Genomic DNA, 12957 nt, shown 5'->3' with positions numbered 1-12957 from the left:
CTGGCCGCGATGGGCTGCGAAGCGGCCCCGGCGATTCCGAAACCGCCCGCACTCCCAGGGCTTGTCGTAGATATCACCGGCCTCGGGGGCTGCTGCGCAGCCCATCGCGGCCAGGTCCGCTCCTACACGGGTTGCGTCGTTCTATTCCTTAACTGACTGGCATTGAGGCTTGCCTGCGAAAATTTTCCAGTGAACGCCTACCCACGTATCAACGCAGATTCAGCCTTTCTTCTTTTTCAACCCCTTCAACCGCTCACTCGCCCGCTGCACCGCGGCCATCTTCTCCGGGCGCTTCATGCGCTTCCATTTCTTGATGTCTTCCTTGCTGCGACCGCAGCTCACGCACAAATCGCCACTGAGCTTGCAAACGGAAATACAGGGGTTGTCGATATCCTTGGCCATTAAAACGACTGACCTCCGCCTTTTTCCCGTTTCATCTGAATGACCAGAGTGAAGCGATCATCCGGGTGAATGGTCTCCGACGCGACCATCAGTGCACCGTCATCATCGCGGTAGTGGCGAAGGATTTTCAGACCGGGTGAGCCAGGCTCTGCATTGAGTTTTCTGGCGATTTCCGGTGTCAACAGCACTGCTCGCACTTGCTGGTCGACCACGTCGATGTGCCGTCCGAAACGCGCTTCGATCAGCGACGCAATGAGCTGGTCGGGGTGTTCCCGGGCTAGCTCGATGACTTCGGCATAGAGGTCTTGCGCATACACATCGGTCCAGCACAGCGGGGCGCTGGGATGTTGCTGGTCGATGCGGATGCTGGAGACGCAGAAGTAATGCTCGCCGGGCACCAGCCCCAGGCGCTTGGCCTGCGCAATGTCGGCGACGAAGTGATAGACGTCCTGGATATCGCGGATCTGGGTTTCGGCCAGGTGCGCAAGGTCCGAGATCGAGGCCAGCGAGTGCGAGTAGCCGCCTCGGGGTGTCACGGATTCCACCCGGGTGCCGACGCGCTTGCGACGCGAGACCAGGCCTTGCGTCTGCAGCTGGTTGATCGCCGCCCGCACGGTGTGCCGGCTCACATCATAGAGATCACACAGCTCGAATTCGGTCGGGAGCAGGCTGCCCACCGGATAGCGGCCGCTGGCGATGCCTTCCATCAAATCCTTTGCCACGACTGCGTAGCGTGTCTCGTTCATGCCGTTTGTCAGCCCCGATTTTAATAGCGGTTGACAGTGTACCAGCGACAGGGCAAAAATTATGTACGGACATAAACAGTATGTACGGTCAATAACAACATTTCAGGATCACGCCATGTCGACCACCGTTTTCGATTCCTCCCTGTTCCGCGATATGTTTGGCACCGCCCAGATGCGCGGAGTCTTCTCCGACAAAGCCCTGATCGAGCGCTACATCGAAGTCGAAGTGGCCCTGGCCAAGGCCGAAGCGCGCTGTGGCGTGATCCCGGCGCAGGCAGCCGAAGAGATCGCCCGCCTGTCCTCGTTTGAAGCGCTGGACATGGCGCTGATGCAGCACGAAACCGAAATCGTTGGTTATCCGATCCTTCCGCTGGTTGAGCAGCTGTCGAAAATCTGCGGCGAAGCGGGGCGATACGTGCATTGGGGCGCAACCACCCAAGACATCATGGACACGGCCGTGGTGCTGCAAGTGCGTGCCGCGCTGGCGATTGTCGAGCGCGACATCCAGGTCGTTCGTGGTTTGCTCGCCGACCTGGCGCTGCGTTATCGGGACACGCCGATGGCCGGTCGTACCCACCTGCAACATGCCTTGCCGATTACCTTCGGCTACAAGTGCGCCGTGTGGTTGAGCATGTTCGACCGCCACGCCGAGCGCCTGGTTGAATTGCGCCCGCGGGTGGAAGTCGGCCAGTTCGCGGGTGCGGCCGGCACCCTGGCATCGCTGGGCGACAAGGGCCTGGAAGTCCAGGAGGCGATGATGCAGGAGCTGGGGCTGGGCGTTCCGCAAGCGACCTGGCATGTTGCCCGCGACGGGCTGGCCGAGACCTTGAACTTTCTTGGGCTGGTAACCGGTTCGCTGGGCAAGATCGCGCTGGATGTCATGATGATGATGACCAGCGAGCTGGGCGAAGTGTACGAACCCTTCGTCAAAGGCCGCGGCGCCAGCAGCACCATGCCGCAAAAGCGCAACCCGATTTCTTGCGAGCTGATGTACGCCGCCGCCAAAGGCGTGCGCCAACAGGCCGGCTTGATGCTGGATGCGATGATCCAGGACTTCGAGCGCTCGACCGGTCCCTGGCAGGCCGAATGGATCGCGATCCCCGAAGCCTTTGCGTTGAGCGCGGCGTCACTGGAACAGGCCAAGTTCATGCTGGCTGGCCTGGAAGTACGGACTGAGCGTATGCGCAGGAACCTCGACATGACCCAGGGCCTGATCGTCGCCGAAGCCGTGATGATGGGCCTGGCCCCCGCGCTGGGGCGCCAGATCGCCCATGATGTGGTCTACGCCGCCTGCCGAATGGCCAACGATCAAGGCACCAGCCTGCTTGAGGCGCTGCTGGCCCAGGGTGAGGCCACCGCGAAGCTGGACATCGAGGAACTCAAGCGCCTGACCGACCCCGCCAATTACCTGGGGCTGGCACCGCAGATGGTGGACATCGCCCTGGCGCGCCCGGGCCGCGTTCAGCGCTGACCGCCCGAGGGCCCGGCCATGGTCGGGCCCTGACTGTTGCATCCCTATAAAAACAACGAGATCGCAATCATGTCTTCTCCACAGAAAAAGCCGCTCTACAAAGACCTGACCTTCCAGGTGGTCGCTGCCATGGCCCTGGGTATCGCCTTTGGCTTCGTGGCGCCGGAATGGGCCGCAAGCTTCAAGATACTCGGCGATATTTTCCTCAAACTGATCAAGACCGCCGTCGCGCCGCTTGTGTTTTTCACCGTCGTGCACGGCATTGCCTCGGCGGGTGATATCAAGCGCGTCGGCAAGGTCGGCTTGCGCGCGCTGATCTACTTCGAGGTGGTGTCCACCATCGCTCTGGGCATCGGCCTGGTCTGGGGCAACTTGCTCAACATCGGCGCCGGTATGCACGACGCCCACCCGAGCAGCGCTACCTCGGCGGCGGCCACTGCGGCCATCGCCAAAGGCCATGGGCCGACGTCGACCCTGGATTTCATCTACGGCATTTTCCCGGACAACTTCGTCGGTGCCTTTGCCGGTGGGCAGCTGTTGCAGGTGCTGGTGATTTCGGTGTTGTTCGGCTTTGCCTTGCTCGCCCTCAAACCCGAACGTCGGGAGGTGGTTGAGGATGGCCTGAACCGCGTTTCGGAATGCTTCTTCGAGTTCATCAACCTGATCATGAAGTTTGCACCCCTGGGGGCCTTCGGTTCGGTCGCCTATGCCGTGGGCAGCAACGGTACTGCCGTGCTGATGTCGCTGGCCAACCTGGTGCTGATGTTCTACCTCTGCGTCGCGTTCTTTATCTTCGTGGTACTGGGCATCGTCTGCCGGCTTTCAGGGTTCAGCCTGTGGCGGTTCCTGAAGTACATCAAGGATGAGATCTTTATCGTGTTGGGCACGGCCTCGTCCGAAAGCGCCTTGCCGCGCTTGCTGCAGAAGCTGGAGAAGTTCGGCTGCTCCAGGCAGAGCGTTGGCCTGGTGCTGCCGACCGGCTATGCGTTCAACCTGGACGGCACTTCGATCTACATGTCCCTGTGCGTGCTGTTTATTGCCAACGCCTACGGCGTGCCGCTGAGCTGGGAGCAACAGCTGGGCATCATCGCGATCATGCTGGTGACCTCCAAGGGCGCCGCCGCGGTATCGGGTGGCAGCTTTGTGGTATTTGCCGCGACCGTGACCGCCATCGGCGTGCTGCCGGTCGAAGGGCTGGCGCTGCTGTTCGGTGTCTACCGGTTCATGTCGATGGCCATCGCGACGTGCAACACCATTGGCAACAGCGTGGCGACGGTGGTCGTGTCGAAATGGTCGGGGGAGTTTACCGAACAGGCGGCCAAGGCCGAATATTCGCGGGTGCTGGGGCGCAAGCCGGAGGCGGCGCTTTAACCCGGCCGCGATGCGGCCCGTCAGGGCCGCCCTGCAGTCCCCTGGTCAACCAGCCCACAGCGCATTGGATCCATTTTGCGCAGACCTTCGCTCGTGCTATCACGTAGAATCGCCGCGCCTGCCTATGCGAATAAGCCGAGACCTTAATGTCCAAATTCTCACAACGCCCCCTCTGGCAGATCTACCTGTTCTTCCTCGCCCCCATGGTGCTGTCCAACTTCCTGCAATCCCTCTCCGGCACACTCAACGGCATCTTTATCGGTCAGATGCTCGGCACCCAGGCGCTGGCGTCGGTGTCTGGGATGTTCCCGATCGTGTTTTTCTTTATCGCGCTGGTGATCGGCCTTGGCGCCGGGGCCTCGGTGTTGATCGGGCAGGCCTGGGGGGCGCGCGAGCCTGAGACGGTCAAGGCGATTGCCGGGACCACCTTGACGCTGGGGGCCTTGATCGGGCTGACCGCGGCGGTGCTCGGCAGCGTCTTTGCCCGCCAGGCCTTGCAAGGGCTGGGGACACCGGCCGACGTGCTCGACGATGCGGTCGGTTACGCCCAGGTGATGATGCTGATCATGCCGCCGCTGTTGGTGTTTGTGCTCTTCACGCAACTGCTGCGTGGCGTCAGCGATACGCTGTCGCCGCTGCTGGCGCTGATCGTCTCGACCGTTGTCGGTCTGTTGTTGACGCCGGCGCTGATCAAGGGCTGGCTGGGGCTGGCGCCCATGGGTATCAAGAGCGCGGCGCTGGCGGGGTTGGCCGGTAACCTGTTGGCGATGGCCTATCTGGCCCTGCGCTTGCGCCGCCGAAACCATGTGATGGCGCCGGACCGTGCGCTGTTCAAGGCGATGCGGCTGGATCGGCAGATCCTCGGCAAGGTACTGCGCATTGGCCTGCCGACGGGTGTGCAGATGGTGGTGATTTCACTGTCGGAGCTGGTGATCCTGGCGCTGGTCAACGGCCATGGTTCGCAGGCCACGGCGGCTTATGGCGCGGTCACTCAGATCGTCAATTACGTGCAATTCCCGGCGCTCTCGATCGCCATTACCGCATCCATTCTCGGTGCCCAGGCCATTGGCGCCGGGCGTCCGGAGCGGCTGACTCCGATCCTGCGCACCGGCCTTTTGATCAATACCGGCCTGACCGGCGCACTGGTGCTGATCGGTTACCTGCTGTCGCACTGGCTGCTGGGGCTGTTCATCACCGACCCGGCCGCGCGGGTTCAAGCCGAGCACCTGCTGCACATCATGCTCTGGAGCATTCTGGTGTTCGGGTTTCAGGCCATTGTCGGCGGGATCATGCGGGCCACCGGCACGGTGCTGGTGCCAGTGGGGATCTCGATCCTGTGCATCGTCGCAGTGGAATTGCCCGCCGCGTACCTGCTCAATGCACACTTCGGGCTTGAAGGGGTGTGGATGGCGTTTCCGGTGACTTACATCGCCATGCTGATACTGCAAGCCGCTTACTACCGGGGCGTGTGGCGGTACAGGCAGATCGAGCGGCTGATTTGAGTCGGTCATCGGCTGGGGTGGTCGATTTCCCATCGCTGTTTGAGCTGCCGGGCGGCATTGCTGGAATACAGCGCGGTTTCCACCTCCATGACCGGGCCGACCCATTGGTAGTACGGCTCACGTTCGGGCGTGCGCAGCACGGTGAACACCGCGGGGCTCCAGGCTGGCATCGCGCAAGGCGCGGCGCAGTGGGAAGCACAGCTTATTACGCCTTCAAAGCTGTTGCACGGTCCCGATGCCCCAGCACACTGACACATTCCTCGCGCACCGCGCCATTCCTGGCCGAGGTGCTGTTGCAGGCTTGACTACTCGCTGATATCAGCCACCGCAATGGTCCCCTTGTTGTCCCGGCGACCCTCGATCCAGCCGCTCACTTGCGTGGTAAAGGTCGCCGGCGCCTTGCGCCCCACGCGCCGGGCCAAGTCCAGAATGGTCTGCTGCGCCAGGGCATCTTCCATGCGTTTTTGCGCGGTCATCATGGTCGCGTGAATGGCGCATGTGCCTTCCAGCGCCCAGCTGGGCGGCGACCCGTCAAACAACGCGCAGCGCCCGCGAATCTCGCGGCAATCAAAGATCGACTTGCGCCCGTCAATCGCCGTGACGATATCCAGCACCGTGATTTCATCCGACGGCCGCGCCAGTTTGAAGCCGCCGCGCACCCCCTCGGTGGCGGCCACCAGCCTGGCTTTGGCCAGCTTGGTGAAGACTTTCGCCAGATATTCCTGCGGCACGCCTTGCAGTTCTGCCAGGTCGCGCACGCTGGCCTCGCGACTCTCGCCCAGTTCATCCACCAGAAACAACAGGCAGTGGATGCCGTATTCAACCCCTGCGCTATAGAGAGACATTATTAACTCCGACTTTAACAGTCGCATAAGGCTACCGGCTGTTGCCATACCGAGCAAGGCAGGTCGACGACGAACAGCACTTGCGCCTGATAACTACGATCAATATAGTCGTAGTTATCAAGCAGTGGAAGCTGCCTGACCTTTCTGGTAGGAGCCGGGCTTGCCCGCGATGAACGAAGACGCGCAATACCTGAAAAACCGCGGTTCCTCATTCGCAGCGGTTCGGCGCTCCGACAAGCCTGGCTCCTACAGGTTTCCCCCAATGCGGAGCTAACACATGAAACAGCAGATTCTGATTATTGGTGCGGGTTTTGGCGGCCTGTGGAGCGCACTGAGCGCAGTCCGCCTGGCGGACCTGCATGAGCGCAACGACGTTGAGGTGACCGTTTTGGCACCGGTTGCCGAACTGCGTGTCCGCCCTCGCTTCTACGAGCCGGCCGTGCATCAAATGAAGGCGCCGCTGGGTGAGTTGTTCGACGCGGTGGGGGTGAAGTTCATCAAGGGCGCGGCGGACAGCATCGACGTCGATGCCAGGCGCGTTGGCTACACCGACGCCCAAGGCGTGCAGGCCAGCCTGGCCTATGACCGCCTGGTGCTGGCGACCGGCAGCAACCTCTGGCGCCCGAACCTGCCGGGTGTGGCCGATTTCGCTTTTGATGTGGACCAGATTGAAGAGGCTTCGCGCCTTGAGCGGCATCTCAAGGGCTTGCGTGATCAACCGGAGTCTGTGGCCCGCAATACGGTGGTGGTGTGTGGAGGTGGTTTCACCGGGATTGAAACCGCGACCGAAATGCCGACGCGTCTGCGTGCAGTGCTGGGGGCCGATGCCCAGGTCAACGTGATCATCGTCGACCGTGGGGTGCAGGTGGGCGCGGCGCTGGGCGAAAACATCCGCCCGGTGATCGAGCAGGCCACCGAAGCGCTCGGCGTCAAATGGCAGGTTAATTCATCAGTGGTCTCGGTCGATGCCGACGGCGTGATCCTGGCGGACGGCCAGCGCATCGAGGCCAGGACTGTCATCTGGACCGTGGGCGTGCGCGCCAGCTCGCTGACCGAACAGATTCCGGCTCAGCGCGACGTCTTTGGCCGCCTGCATGTTGATCGCAACCTCAAGGTGATCGGCCAGGACCACATCTACGCGACCGGCGACACGGCTTACGCCGCTACCGACGATGAAGGTAATTACGCCTTGATGACCTGCCAGCACGCCATATCGCTGGGCCGCTCGGCCGGTAACAACGTCGCCGCCGACCTGCTGGGTGTCGAGCCGATCCCGTACCGCCAGATCAAGTACGTCACCTGTCTGGACCTGGGTGCCTGGGGGGCAGTGTACACCGAGGGCTGGGACCGTCAGGTCAAGTTCGTGAGAGACGAAGGCAAGCAGATCAAGACCCAGATCAACACCGTGTGGATCTACCCGCCGGCGGCAGACCGCGCAGCAGCGCTGGCGGCGGCTGATCCGCTGATCCCGGTTGTGGCTTGATGCAATTGAGGCCGGACTGATCGCAGGGGCGGCTGAATGGATCGATGCCCGCCCCTGTAGGAGCACGGCTTGCCGGCGATGGCGCCCGCAAAATCGCCATCGCCGGCAAGCCGTGCTCCTACAGTCTCCTGCCTGCCGGATTCAGGCTTGATCAGGCGCTTTGACGACCCACCCACTGACAAACAACCCCGCCTCGAACAACAACCACATCGGCACCGCCAGCATGGTCTGGGAAAACACGTCTGGCGGGGTCAGCAACATCCCGACCACAAAGCAGCCGACGATCACATGCCCACGTTTGTCCCGAAGGGTCTGCGCATCGACGATGCCCATCCAGATCAGCAGAAAAGTCGCCACCGGAATCTCGAACGCCAGGCCAAAGGCAAAAAACAGCGCCAGGACAAAATCCAGGTACTGGGCGATGTCGGTCATCATCTCCACACCTTCCGGGGTGACGCTGGCGAAGAAGCCGAACATCATCGGGAAGACCACGAAATAAGCGAAGGCCATGCCGCTGTAGAACAGCACGATGCTGCTGATCAGCAACGGCACCACGATGCGCTTTTCCCGCGAGTACAAACCCGGTGCAATAAAACCCCAGGCCTGGTGCAACAGAATCGGCATGCCCAGAAACAGCGCCACCATCAAGGTCAATTTGAACGGCGTCAGAAACGGTGAAGTGACGCTGGTCGCGATCATGCTCGCGCCCTCGGGCAGGTACACCCGCAGCGGCGCGGACACCAGGGTGTAGATGTCCTGGGCGAAGTAGAACAGCCCGGCAAAAATCAGCAGCACCAGCAACACGCAGCGCAGCAGGCGGTTGCGCAGTTCGGTCAGGTGGGCGATCAGCGGCATCTCGGCGCGCTGCGTGGTGGGGATGGTCATGGTTTCGAAGGTCCGAGGGGCACAGGGGTGGCAGCCGCCGGGGCAGTGGTCACAATGCCCTGGCGCAGGGCCTGTTCTTTTTCGAGCAGGAGGGGGCTTTGCAATGACTGCTGCAACTGATTGGCGCCGACTTCCTCTTCGACCTGAAGTTGAATCGCCTGTGCCATGCGTTTCGCCTTGCCCATCCACTGGCCCGCCGTGCGAGCGGCCGCTGGCAGGCGCTCGGGGCCGAGCACCAGCAACGCGACCAGGCCCACCAGCAACAACTCGCCAAAGCCGATATCGAACATCAGCGTTTGACGTCCGCAGGCTCCACGTGGGCCTGGGCATCCAACACGTTGGTGTGCACAGGCGGTGGGGTGTCGTCTTCGCTGTTCATGCTCTTGCGAAAGCCCTTGATCGATTCGCCCACGTCCGTGCCAATGTTTTTCAGGCGCTTGGTGCCAAACAGCACGATCACGATTGCCAGAATAATTGCCAGTTGCCAGATACTGATTCCACCGAGGCCCATGTGCCGTATTTCCCTATGAGTGATGTGACTGCAGAGGTTGCGCTTTGCGCGGCAACTCATTGAATTTGCAAGGCTAATGCTGCCGATAAAACATGACCGTGCGATGACGTTTTGATGTCCCGCAGGTTTTTTTGCCACCGTTCTGCAACATCCATCGCGTTGACTATGACGACGACAAACAGGATGCGAGCGGCATGGCTAAACACGGACAACAAGGGGTGGCGCTGCTGATGGTGCTGGTGGTGTTGGCGATGCTGGCCGGCGGGCTGACCTGGGTGGTAGAGCAGGGCCGCCAGCAAGTCGAGGCCACTCGGCTGTTGAAGCAGCGGGTGCAGGCCCGGGCGATTGAAAGTGCGGCGCTGGCCTTTGTTGAACAGGCGCTGAAAAGCCGCGAGTGGCGGGCCAACCCGCTGTTCTGGCAGGCACTGCGCGGGGCGGCGCTGCCGTATGGATTCGAGGGCGGCAAGGCCAGCTTGCGGATTCGCGATCTGCACAGCTGCTTCAACGTCAACGCCTTGATCGGCGCCGACCACGAACGCGCCCTACGCCAGCTTGAGCACCTGTTGGGTGGCGACATGGCGGCCGAGCAACTGGCCCAGAGCCTGGCCGACTGGCTGGACAACGACAATGACACGCGCTTGATGGGCGCCGAAAGCAATCAGTACCTGCGTCTGTCACCCTCGCGCCTGGCGGCCAACCAGATGATGAGCGACATCAGCGAAATCAACCTGGTAATGCCGGCCGATCCGGGACGTCATTTGCGCTACCCGCAGCTGTGCGCGTTGCCCGAAACCGCGGCCTGGCGGCTGAACGCCAACACCTTGCGCATGGACATGCTGCCGCTACTGGAGGCGTTGTATGAAGGGGAGGTGTCGCGCTCGCTCCTGACCCGCCTGATCAGCGCGCGCCCTGAAGCCGGTTACCGCGTGCCGGAGGATCTGCGCAAGGCGCTGGGGGCGGTGGACGATGCGCTGTTCAACCGGATTACCGAAGGGTTGCTGCTCAACAGCGGGCACTTTGTGGTGCAACTGGAGATCGACCTGGACGGTCGTGTGTTGCGCAGCCAGCACCAAGTGCAGGCGCGAGGGGTGGTGGATTGGCACAGCGTGGTGCCGGTGCAGCAGGTGATGGTTCGAAGCCGTGAGCCGATGGTGTTTTGAAGGACGCCAAAAGCTTCGCGGGCAAGCGCGCTCCCACAACAGCCCGCCACAAAACGTGAGCGAGACCGGTGTAGGAGCAAGGCTTGCCTGCGATGGCTTCACCGGGCTGTCACAGATACACCGCGGCGCCTGCATCGCGGGCAAGCCCCAATGCCAGTCAGTTAAGGCGAGATCCATGTGGGAGCGGATTTATCCGCGAATGAAGGCGCCGCGCAATGCCTGAAAAACCGCGGTGTCTGAATTCGCGGATAAATCCGCTCCCACAGGTTTTCGGCGCTCCATTCCTTAACTGACCGGCATCGCGGGCAAGCTCCTACAAGATCAAAAGCTCTCCGCGCAGGTGTGGCGGGAATGGAGACCGGTGGGAGCGCGCTTGCCCGCGAATAGGCTCAGACGCGATTGATCGCCAACTCCTCTCCATCAATCCGCTGAATCACCACCGTCGCCGCCCGAGGCCGCACGGTCGTGCCGCTCGGCGTCACTTCAGTCGCCACATCCGTGAACGGCCAGTTTTTCGGGTGCTGGATGTTCACGAACATGGTCTTGTGGTCCGGGGTAAACGCAAGCCCCGTGACTTCACAGCCGTTAGGGCCGACGAAGAAGCGGCGCAGGTCGGCCTGGTTTTCGGCGTTGACCGGCACCTGGGTGCCTGCAGCGTTGACCAGGTTGGTCGGGATCACGGCCAGCAACTGGTCGTTGGTGTAGCTGGTGATGGTCGACTCGCCGTTGTCGGTCTCGATCCACAGCACGCCACGGCTGTCGAACGACATGCCGTCGGGGCTGGCGAACTGGTTCAGTTCGGTCAGGCCCGAGCGGTTGAGGTCAGGCGTACCGGCGGCGTTGGCGCCGAAGACAAAGATATCCCAGGTGAAGGACGTCTGGTCAGCGTTGTCGTGCCAGCGAATGATGTGCCCGTGTTTGTTGTTGACGCGCGGGTTGGCGACGTTGGCCACGGTGCGGCTGGTGTTGTTGGTCAGGGTCAGGTACACGTCGCCGTTGAGCGGGTTGACGGTGGTCCACTCCGGGCGGTCCATCGGTGTGGCGCCCAGGGCATCGGCGGCGCCGCGGGTGTTGATGATGATCGTTGGCAAGTCGCCGTAGATCGAGCCCAGGGTGCGGCCATCGCGGGTGGCACTGTCGACCGTCAACGGCAGCCACTGGCCGACGCCTTCGGCGGTGAAACGCGCCACATACAGGGTGCCACTGTCCATGTACTTGGCACCGGTGGCCAGGCGATCGGCCGGGCGCGCATCGGCTGCTTGCCAGAGGGCGGTGGAGACGAACTTGTACAGGTACTCGTTCTGCGCATCGTCGCCGCAGTAGAACACCACCGGTTTGCCTTCCTCGACATTGCCTGGCCAGCAGCCTTCGTGGCGGAAACGGCCCAGGGCAGTACGCTTGACCGCGCGTTTGGTCGAGTCGTACGGGTCGATCTCGACGATGTAGCCATAGGTACTGGCTTCGTTGCGGTAGTCGTCTTCGGCGCTGGCGCCGGTGGGGGTCAGGTCGAAGCGGGCGAACTCGTCGTTGACTTCACTGGCATCGCCCGCCGCGGTTTCCCAGTCGTAGCTGCTGGAGCTCCCGACGCCGATCCGGCGCTGGTCTTCAGGAATGGTCCCGCGATTGACGAACACGCCCGGCCAGTTCTCTTCACAGGTCAGGTAGGTGCCCCACGGGGTGTAGCCGTTGCCGCAGTTGTTGTTGGTGCCGCGGGTCTGGGTGCCATTGCGCGAGAACCTGGTCTTGACGTGGGCGGTGCCACGCAGGGGCCCGGCGATGTCCATCACGCTGGCGGTGGTGAAGCGCTGGTTCAGCGGGTCATTGTCGACCACCTGCCAGCGCCCGCTGACCTTGCGGACGCGCACCACACCGGCGCCGTGGGCGTTGATTTCCTTGCGCACTTCTTCCGCCGGGCGATTGCCGCTGGCGTCGGTGGTGGCGCCGGCCGGGTGCAGGGCTTTCTGGTCGATGTATTCGAAGTTGATCGCGATCAGGCCGTCATCGGAGCTGCCATTGATCGGGAAGAAGTGCATGCCGTCGTGGTGCATGCCCATGGCGTTGGCCTGGTCGGCGGCGGTGTTGCTGCCATCGCTTTTCCACGGGTTGGCGTTGCTGTTCAGCGGCGTGCCCCAAGGCGCCAGCACATAGGCGGTGTAGCCGGCGGCGACGGTGCAGGCGTCGGTGCGCGAGCCCGGGATCGAGTCGAAGGCGAGGGCCATTTTGGTTGGCGCCAGTTCCGGATCCGGGTTGGTGGTGGTCGGCGGCGTGGTCGTGGTCGTCGCCGGGTCGTCGCTGCCGCCGCCGCTGTCGAAGCAACCGGTCAGGCCGGCGCCAGCGATCATGGCGATGGCCGCACCCAGGCTGCCTTTCATCACGCTGCGGCGGCTCAGGTAGCTGTTGATCACCCGGTCCATCGGCTCGTTGTTGCCTGGGTTCAAGTCACGGTTGCTGCCAGTTTCTCTGCTCATCAGGTCTCAGGTCCTTCTCGGTAGGCGTAACAGTAAAAAGAGCCGTGACTGTAGAAAGCTAATGTGATGATTCTTTTACGCTTTGTTGAAAGTAGTTAGAAATTTGTTACTTA

The 12957-nt window shown here is 62.2% G+C and carries 13 protein-coding genes; 5 read left to right on the top strand and 8 right to left on the bottom strand.

Annotation, left to right across the window (positions count from 1 at the left end; translation table 11 throughout):
• Positions 1–219: 219 nt before the first annotated feature.
• Together GUY40_RS24405 and GUY40_RS24400 are read right to left on the bottom strand one after the other, a co-directional pair.
• Positions 220–402: a DUF1289 domain-containing protein gene (locus tag GUY40_RS24405; RefSeq protein WP_166571475.1), complete on the bottom strand. Its 183-nt coding sequence runs from the start codon at positions 400–402 to the stop codon at positions 220–222.
• Entirely contained in the window at positions 402–1148 is a 747-nt protein-coding gene (locus GUY40_RS24400; protein ID WP_166571474.1) for a GntR family transcriptional regulator, read from the bottom strand. Before GUY40_RS24400 ends, GUY40_RS24405 begins: the two co-directional genes overlap by 1 nt.
• A gap of 115 nt (positions 1149–1263) precedes the next feature.
• Between GUY40_RS24400 and GUY40_RS24395 the strand changes: the two genes are divergently transcribed.
• The 3 genes from GUY40_RS24395 (at position 1264) to GUY40_RS24385 (ending at position 5492) form a co-directional block, all read left to right on the top strand.
• The gene (locus tag GUY40_RS24395; protein ID WP_166571473.1) at positions 1264–2619 is read left to right on the top strand and encodes an adenylosuccinate lyase family protein; all 1356 of its coding nucleotides are present in this window, start codon (positions 1264–1266) and stop codon (positions 2617–2619) included.
• 69 nt (positions 2620–2688) lie between these two features.
• Entirely contained in the window at positions 2689–3990 is a 1302-nt protein-coding gene (locus GUY40_RS24390; protein ID WP_166571472.1) for a cation:dicarboxylate symporter family transporter, read from the top strand.
• 146 nt (positions 3991–4136) lie between these two features.
• Positions 4137–5492, top strand: coding sequence for an MATE family efflux transporter (locus tag GUY40_RS24385; RefSeq protein WP_166571471.1), 1356 nt, complete (start codon positions 4137–4139; stop codon positions 5490–5492).
• Between the two features lie 5 nt (positions 5493–5497).
• Here the strand turns inward: GUY40_RS24385 and GUY40_RS24380 are convergent, their stop codons facing one another.
• A complete protein-coding gene (locus GUY40_RS24380; protein ID WP_256675847.1) occupies positions 5498–5662 on the bottom strand; it encodes a hypothetical protein in 165 nt (54 codons plus the stop codon).
• Positions 5663–5797: 135 nt separating this feature from the next.
• Positions 5798–6337 (bottom strand): Rrf2 family transcriptional regulator, encoded by a 540-nt coding sequence (locus GUY40_RS24375; RefSeq protein WP_166571470.1) that lies wholly within the window; start codon positions 6335–6337, stop codon positions 5798–5800.
• A 277-nt stretch (positions 6338–6614) separates the two neighbouring features.
• Here GUY40_RS24375 and GUY40_RS24370 point away from each other — a divergent pair, with 277 nt between their 5' ends.
• A complete protein-coding gene (locus tag GUY40_RS24370) occupies positions 6615–7820 on the top strand; it encodes an NAD(P)/FAD-dependent oxidoreductase (protein WP_166571469.1) in 1206 nt (401 codons plus the stop codon).
• A 141-nt stretch (positions 7821–7961) separates the two neighbouring features.
• Here the strand turns inward: GUY40_RS24370 and tatC are convergent, their stop codons facing one another.
• From tatC to tatA, 3 genes are read right to left on the bottom strand one after another with little or no spacing between them, the layout of a single operon-like run.
• Positions 7962–8705 (bottom strand): twin-arginine translocase subunit TatC, encoded by a 744-nt coding sequence (tatC, locus tag GUY40_RS24365; protein ID WP_166571468.1) that lies wholly within the window; start codon positions 8703–8705, stop codon positions 7962–7964.
• Positions 8702–8995, bottom strand: a complete 294-nt coding sequence (gene tatB, locus GUY40_RS24360) for a Sec-independent protein translocase protein TatB (RefSeq protein ID WP_166571467.1) — start codon at positions 8993–8995, stop codon at positions 8702–8704. The genes tatC and tatB overlap by 4 nt, the downstream gene beginning before the upstream one ends.
• On the bottom strand, positions 8995–9216 hold the full coding sequence (gene tatA / locus GUY40_RS24355) for a twin-arginine translocase TatA/TatE family subunit (RefSeq protein WP_166571466.1): 222 nt from the start codon (positions 9214–9216) through the stop codon (positions 8995–8997). Before tatA ends, tatB begins: the two co-directional genes overlap by 1 nt.
• 194 nt (positions 9217–9410) lie before the next feature.
• Between tatA and gspK the strand changes: the two genes are divergently transcribed.
• Positions 9411–10376: a type II secretion system minor pseudopilin GspK gene (gspK, locus tag GUY40_RS24350; RefSeq protein ID WP_166571465.1), complete on the top strand. Its 966-nt coding sequence runs from the start codon at positions 9411–9413 to the stop codon at positions 10374–10376.
• A 389-nt stretch (positions 10377–10765) separates the two neighbouring features.
• Here gspK and GUY40_RS24345 read toward each other — a convergent pair whose 3' ends face one another.
• Positions 10766–12844, bottom strand: coding sequence for a PhoX family phosphatase (locus tag GUY40_RS24345; protein WP_166571464.1), 2079 nt, complete (start codon positions 12842–12844; stop codon positions 10766–10768).
• Between the last annotated feature and the right edge of the window lie 113 nt (positions 12845–12957).

It is taken from the genome of Pseudomonas sp. R5(2019), from assembly GCF_009905435.1.
In the GTDB taxonomy this organism is placed as follows: Bacteria; Pseudomonadota; Gammaproteobacteria; order Pseudomonadales; family Pseudomonadaceae; genus Aquipseudomonas.
The sequence above is the reverse complement of the archived record's forward strand: the minus strand, read 5'-3'. Positions and strand labels throughout refer to the sequence as shown.

Bases quoted from the DNA above. Each gene is read 5' to 3' on its own strand.
- tatC (WP_166571468.1), bottom strand. From the start codon at position 8,705: ATGACCATCCCCACCACGCAGCGCGCCGAGATGCCGCTGATCGCCCAC.
- tatB (WP_166571467.1), bottom strand. From the start codon at position 8,995: ATGTTCGATATCGGCTTTGGCGAGTTGTTGCTGGTGGGCCTGGTCGCG.
- GUY40_RS24370 (WP_166571469.1), top strand. From the start codon at position 6,615: ATGAAACAGCAGATTCTGATTATTGGTGCGGGTTTTGGCGGCCTGTGG.
- tatA (WP_166571466.1), bottom strand. From the start codon at position 9,216: ATGGGCCTCGGTGGAATCAGTATCTGGCAACTGGCAATTATTCTGGCA.
- gspK (WP_166571465.1), top strand. From the start codon at position 9,411: ATGGCTAAACACGGACAACAAGGGGTGGCGCTGCTGATGGTGCTGGTG.
- GUY40_RS24395 (WP_166571473.1), top strand. From the start codon at position 1,264: ATGTCGACCACCGTTTTCGATTCCTCCCTGTTCCGCGATATGTTTGGC.
- GUY40_RS24380 (WP_256675847.1), bottom strand. From the start codon at position 5,662: ATGCCAGCCTGGAGCCCCGCGGTGTTCACCGTGCTGCGCACGCCCGAA.
- GUY40_RS24375 (WP_166571470.1), bottom strand. From the start codon at position 6,337: ATGTCTCTCTATAGCGCAGGGGTTGAATACGGCATCCACTGCCTGTTG.
- GUY40_RS24345 (WP_166571464.1), bottom strand. From the start codon at position 12,844: ATGAGCAGAGAAACTGGCAGCAACCGTGACTTGAACCCAGGCAACAAC.
- GUY40_RS24385 (WP_166571471.1), top strand. From the start codon at position 4,137: ATGTCCAAATTCTCACAACGCCCCCTCTGGCAGATCTACCTGTTCTTC.
- GUY40_RS24405 (WP_166571475.1), bottom strand. From the start codon at position 402: ATGGCCAAGGATATCGACAACCCCTGTATTTCCGTTTGCAAGCTCAGT.
- GUY40_RS24400 (WP_166571474.1), bottom strand. From the start codon at position 1,148: ATGAACGAGACACGCTACGCAGTCGTGGCAAAGGATTTGATGGAAGGC.
- GUY40_RS24390 (WP_166571472.1), top strand. From the start codon at position 2,689: ATGTCTTCTCCACAGAAAAAGCCGCTCTACAAAGACCTGACCTTCCAG.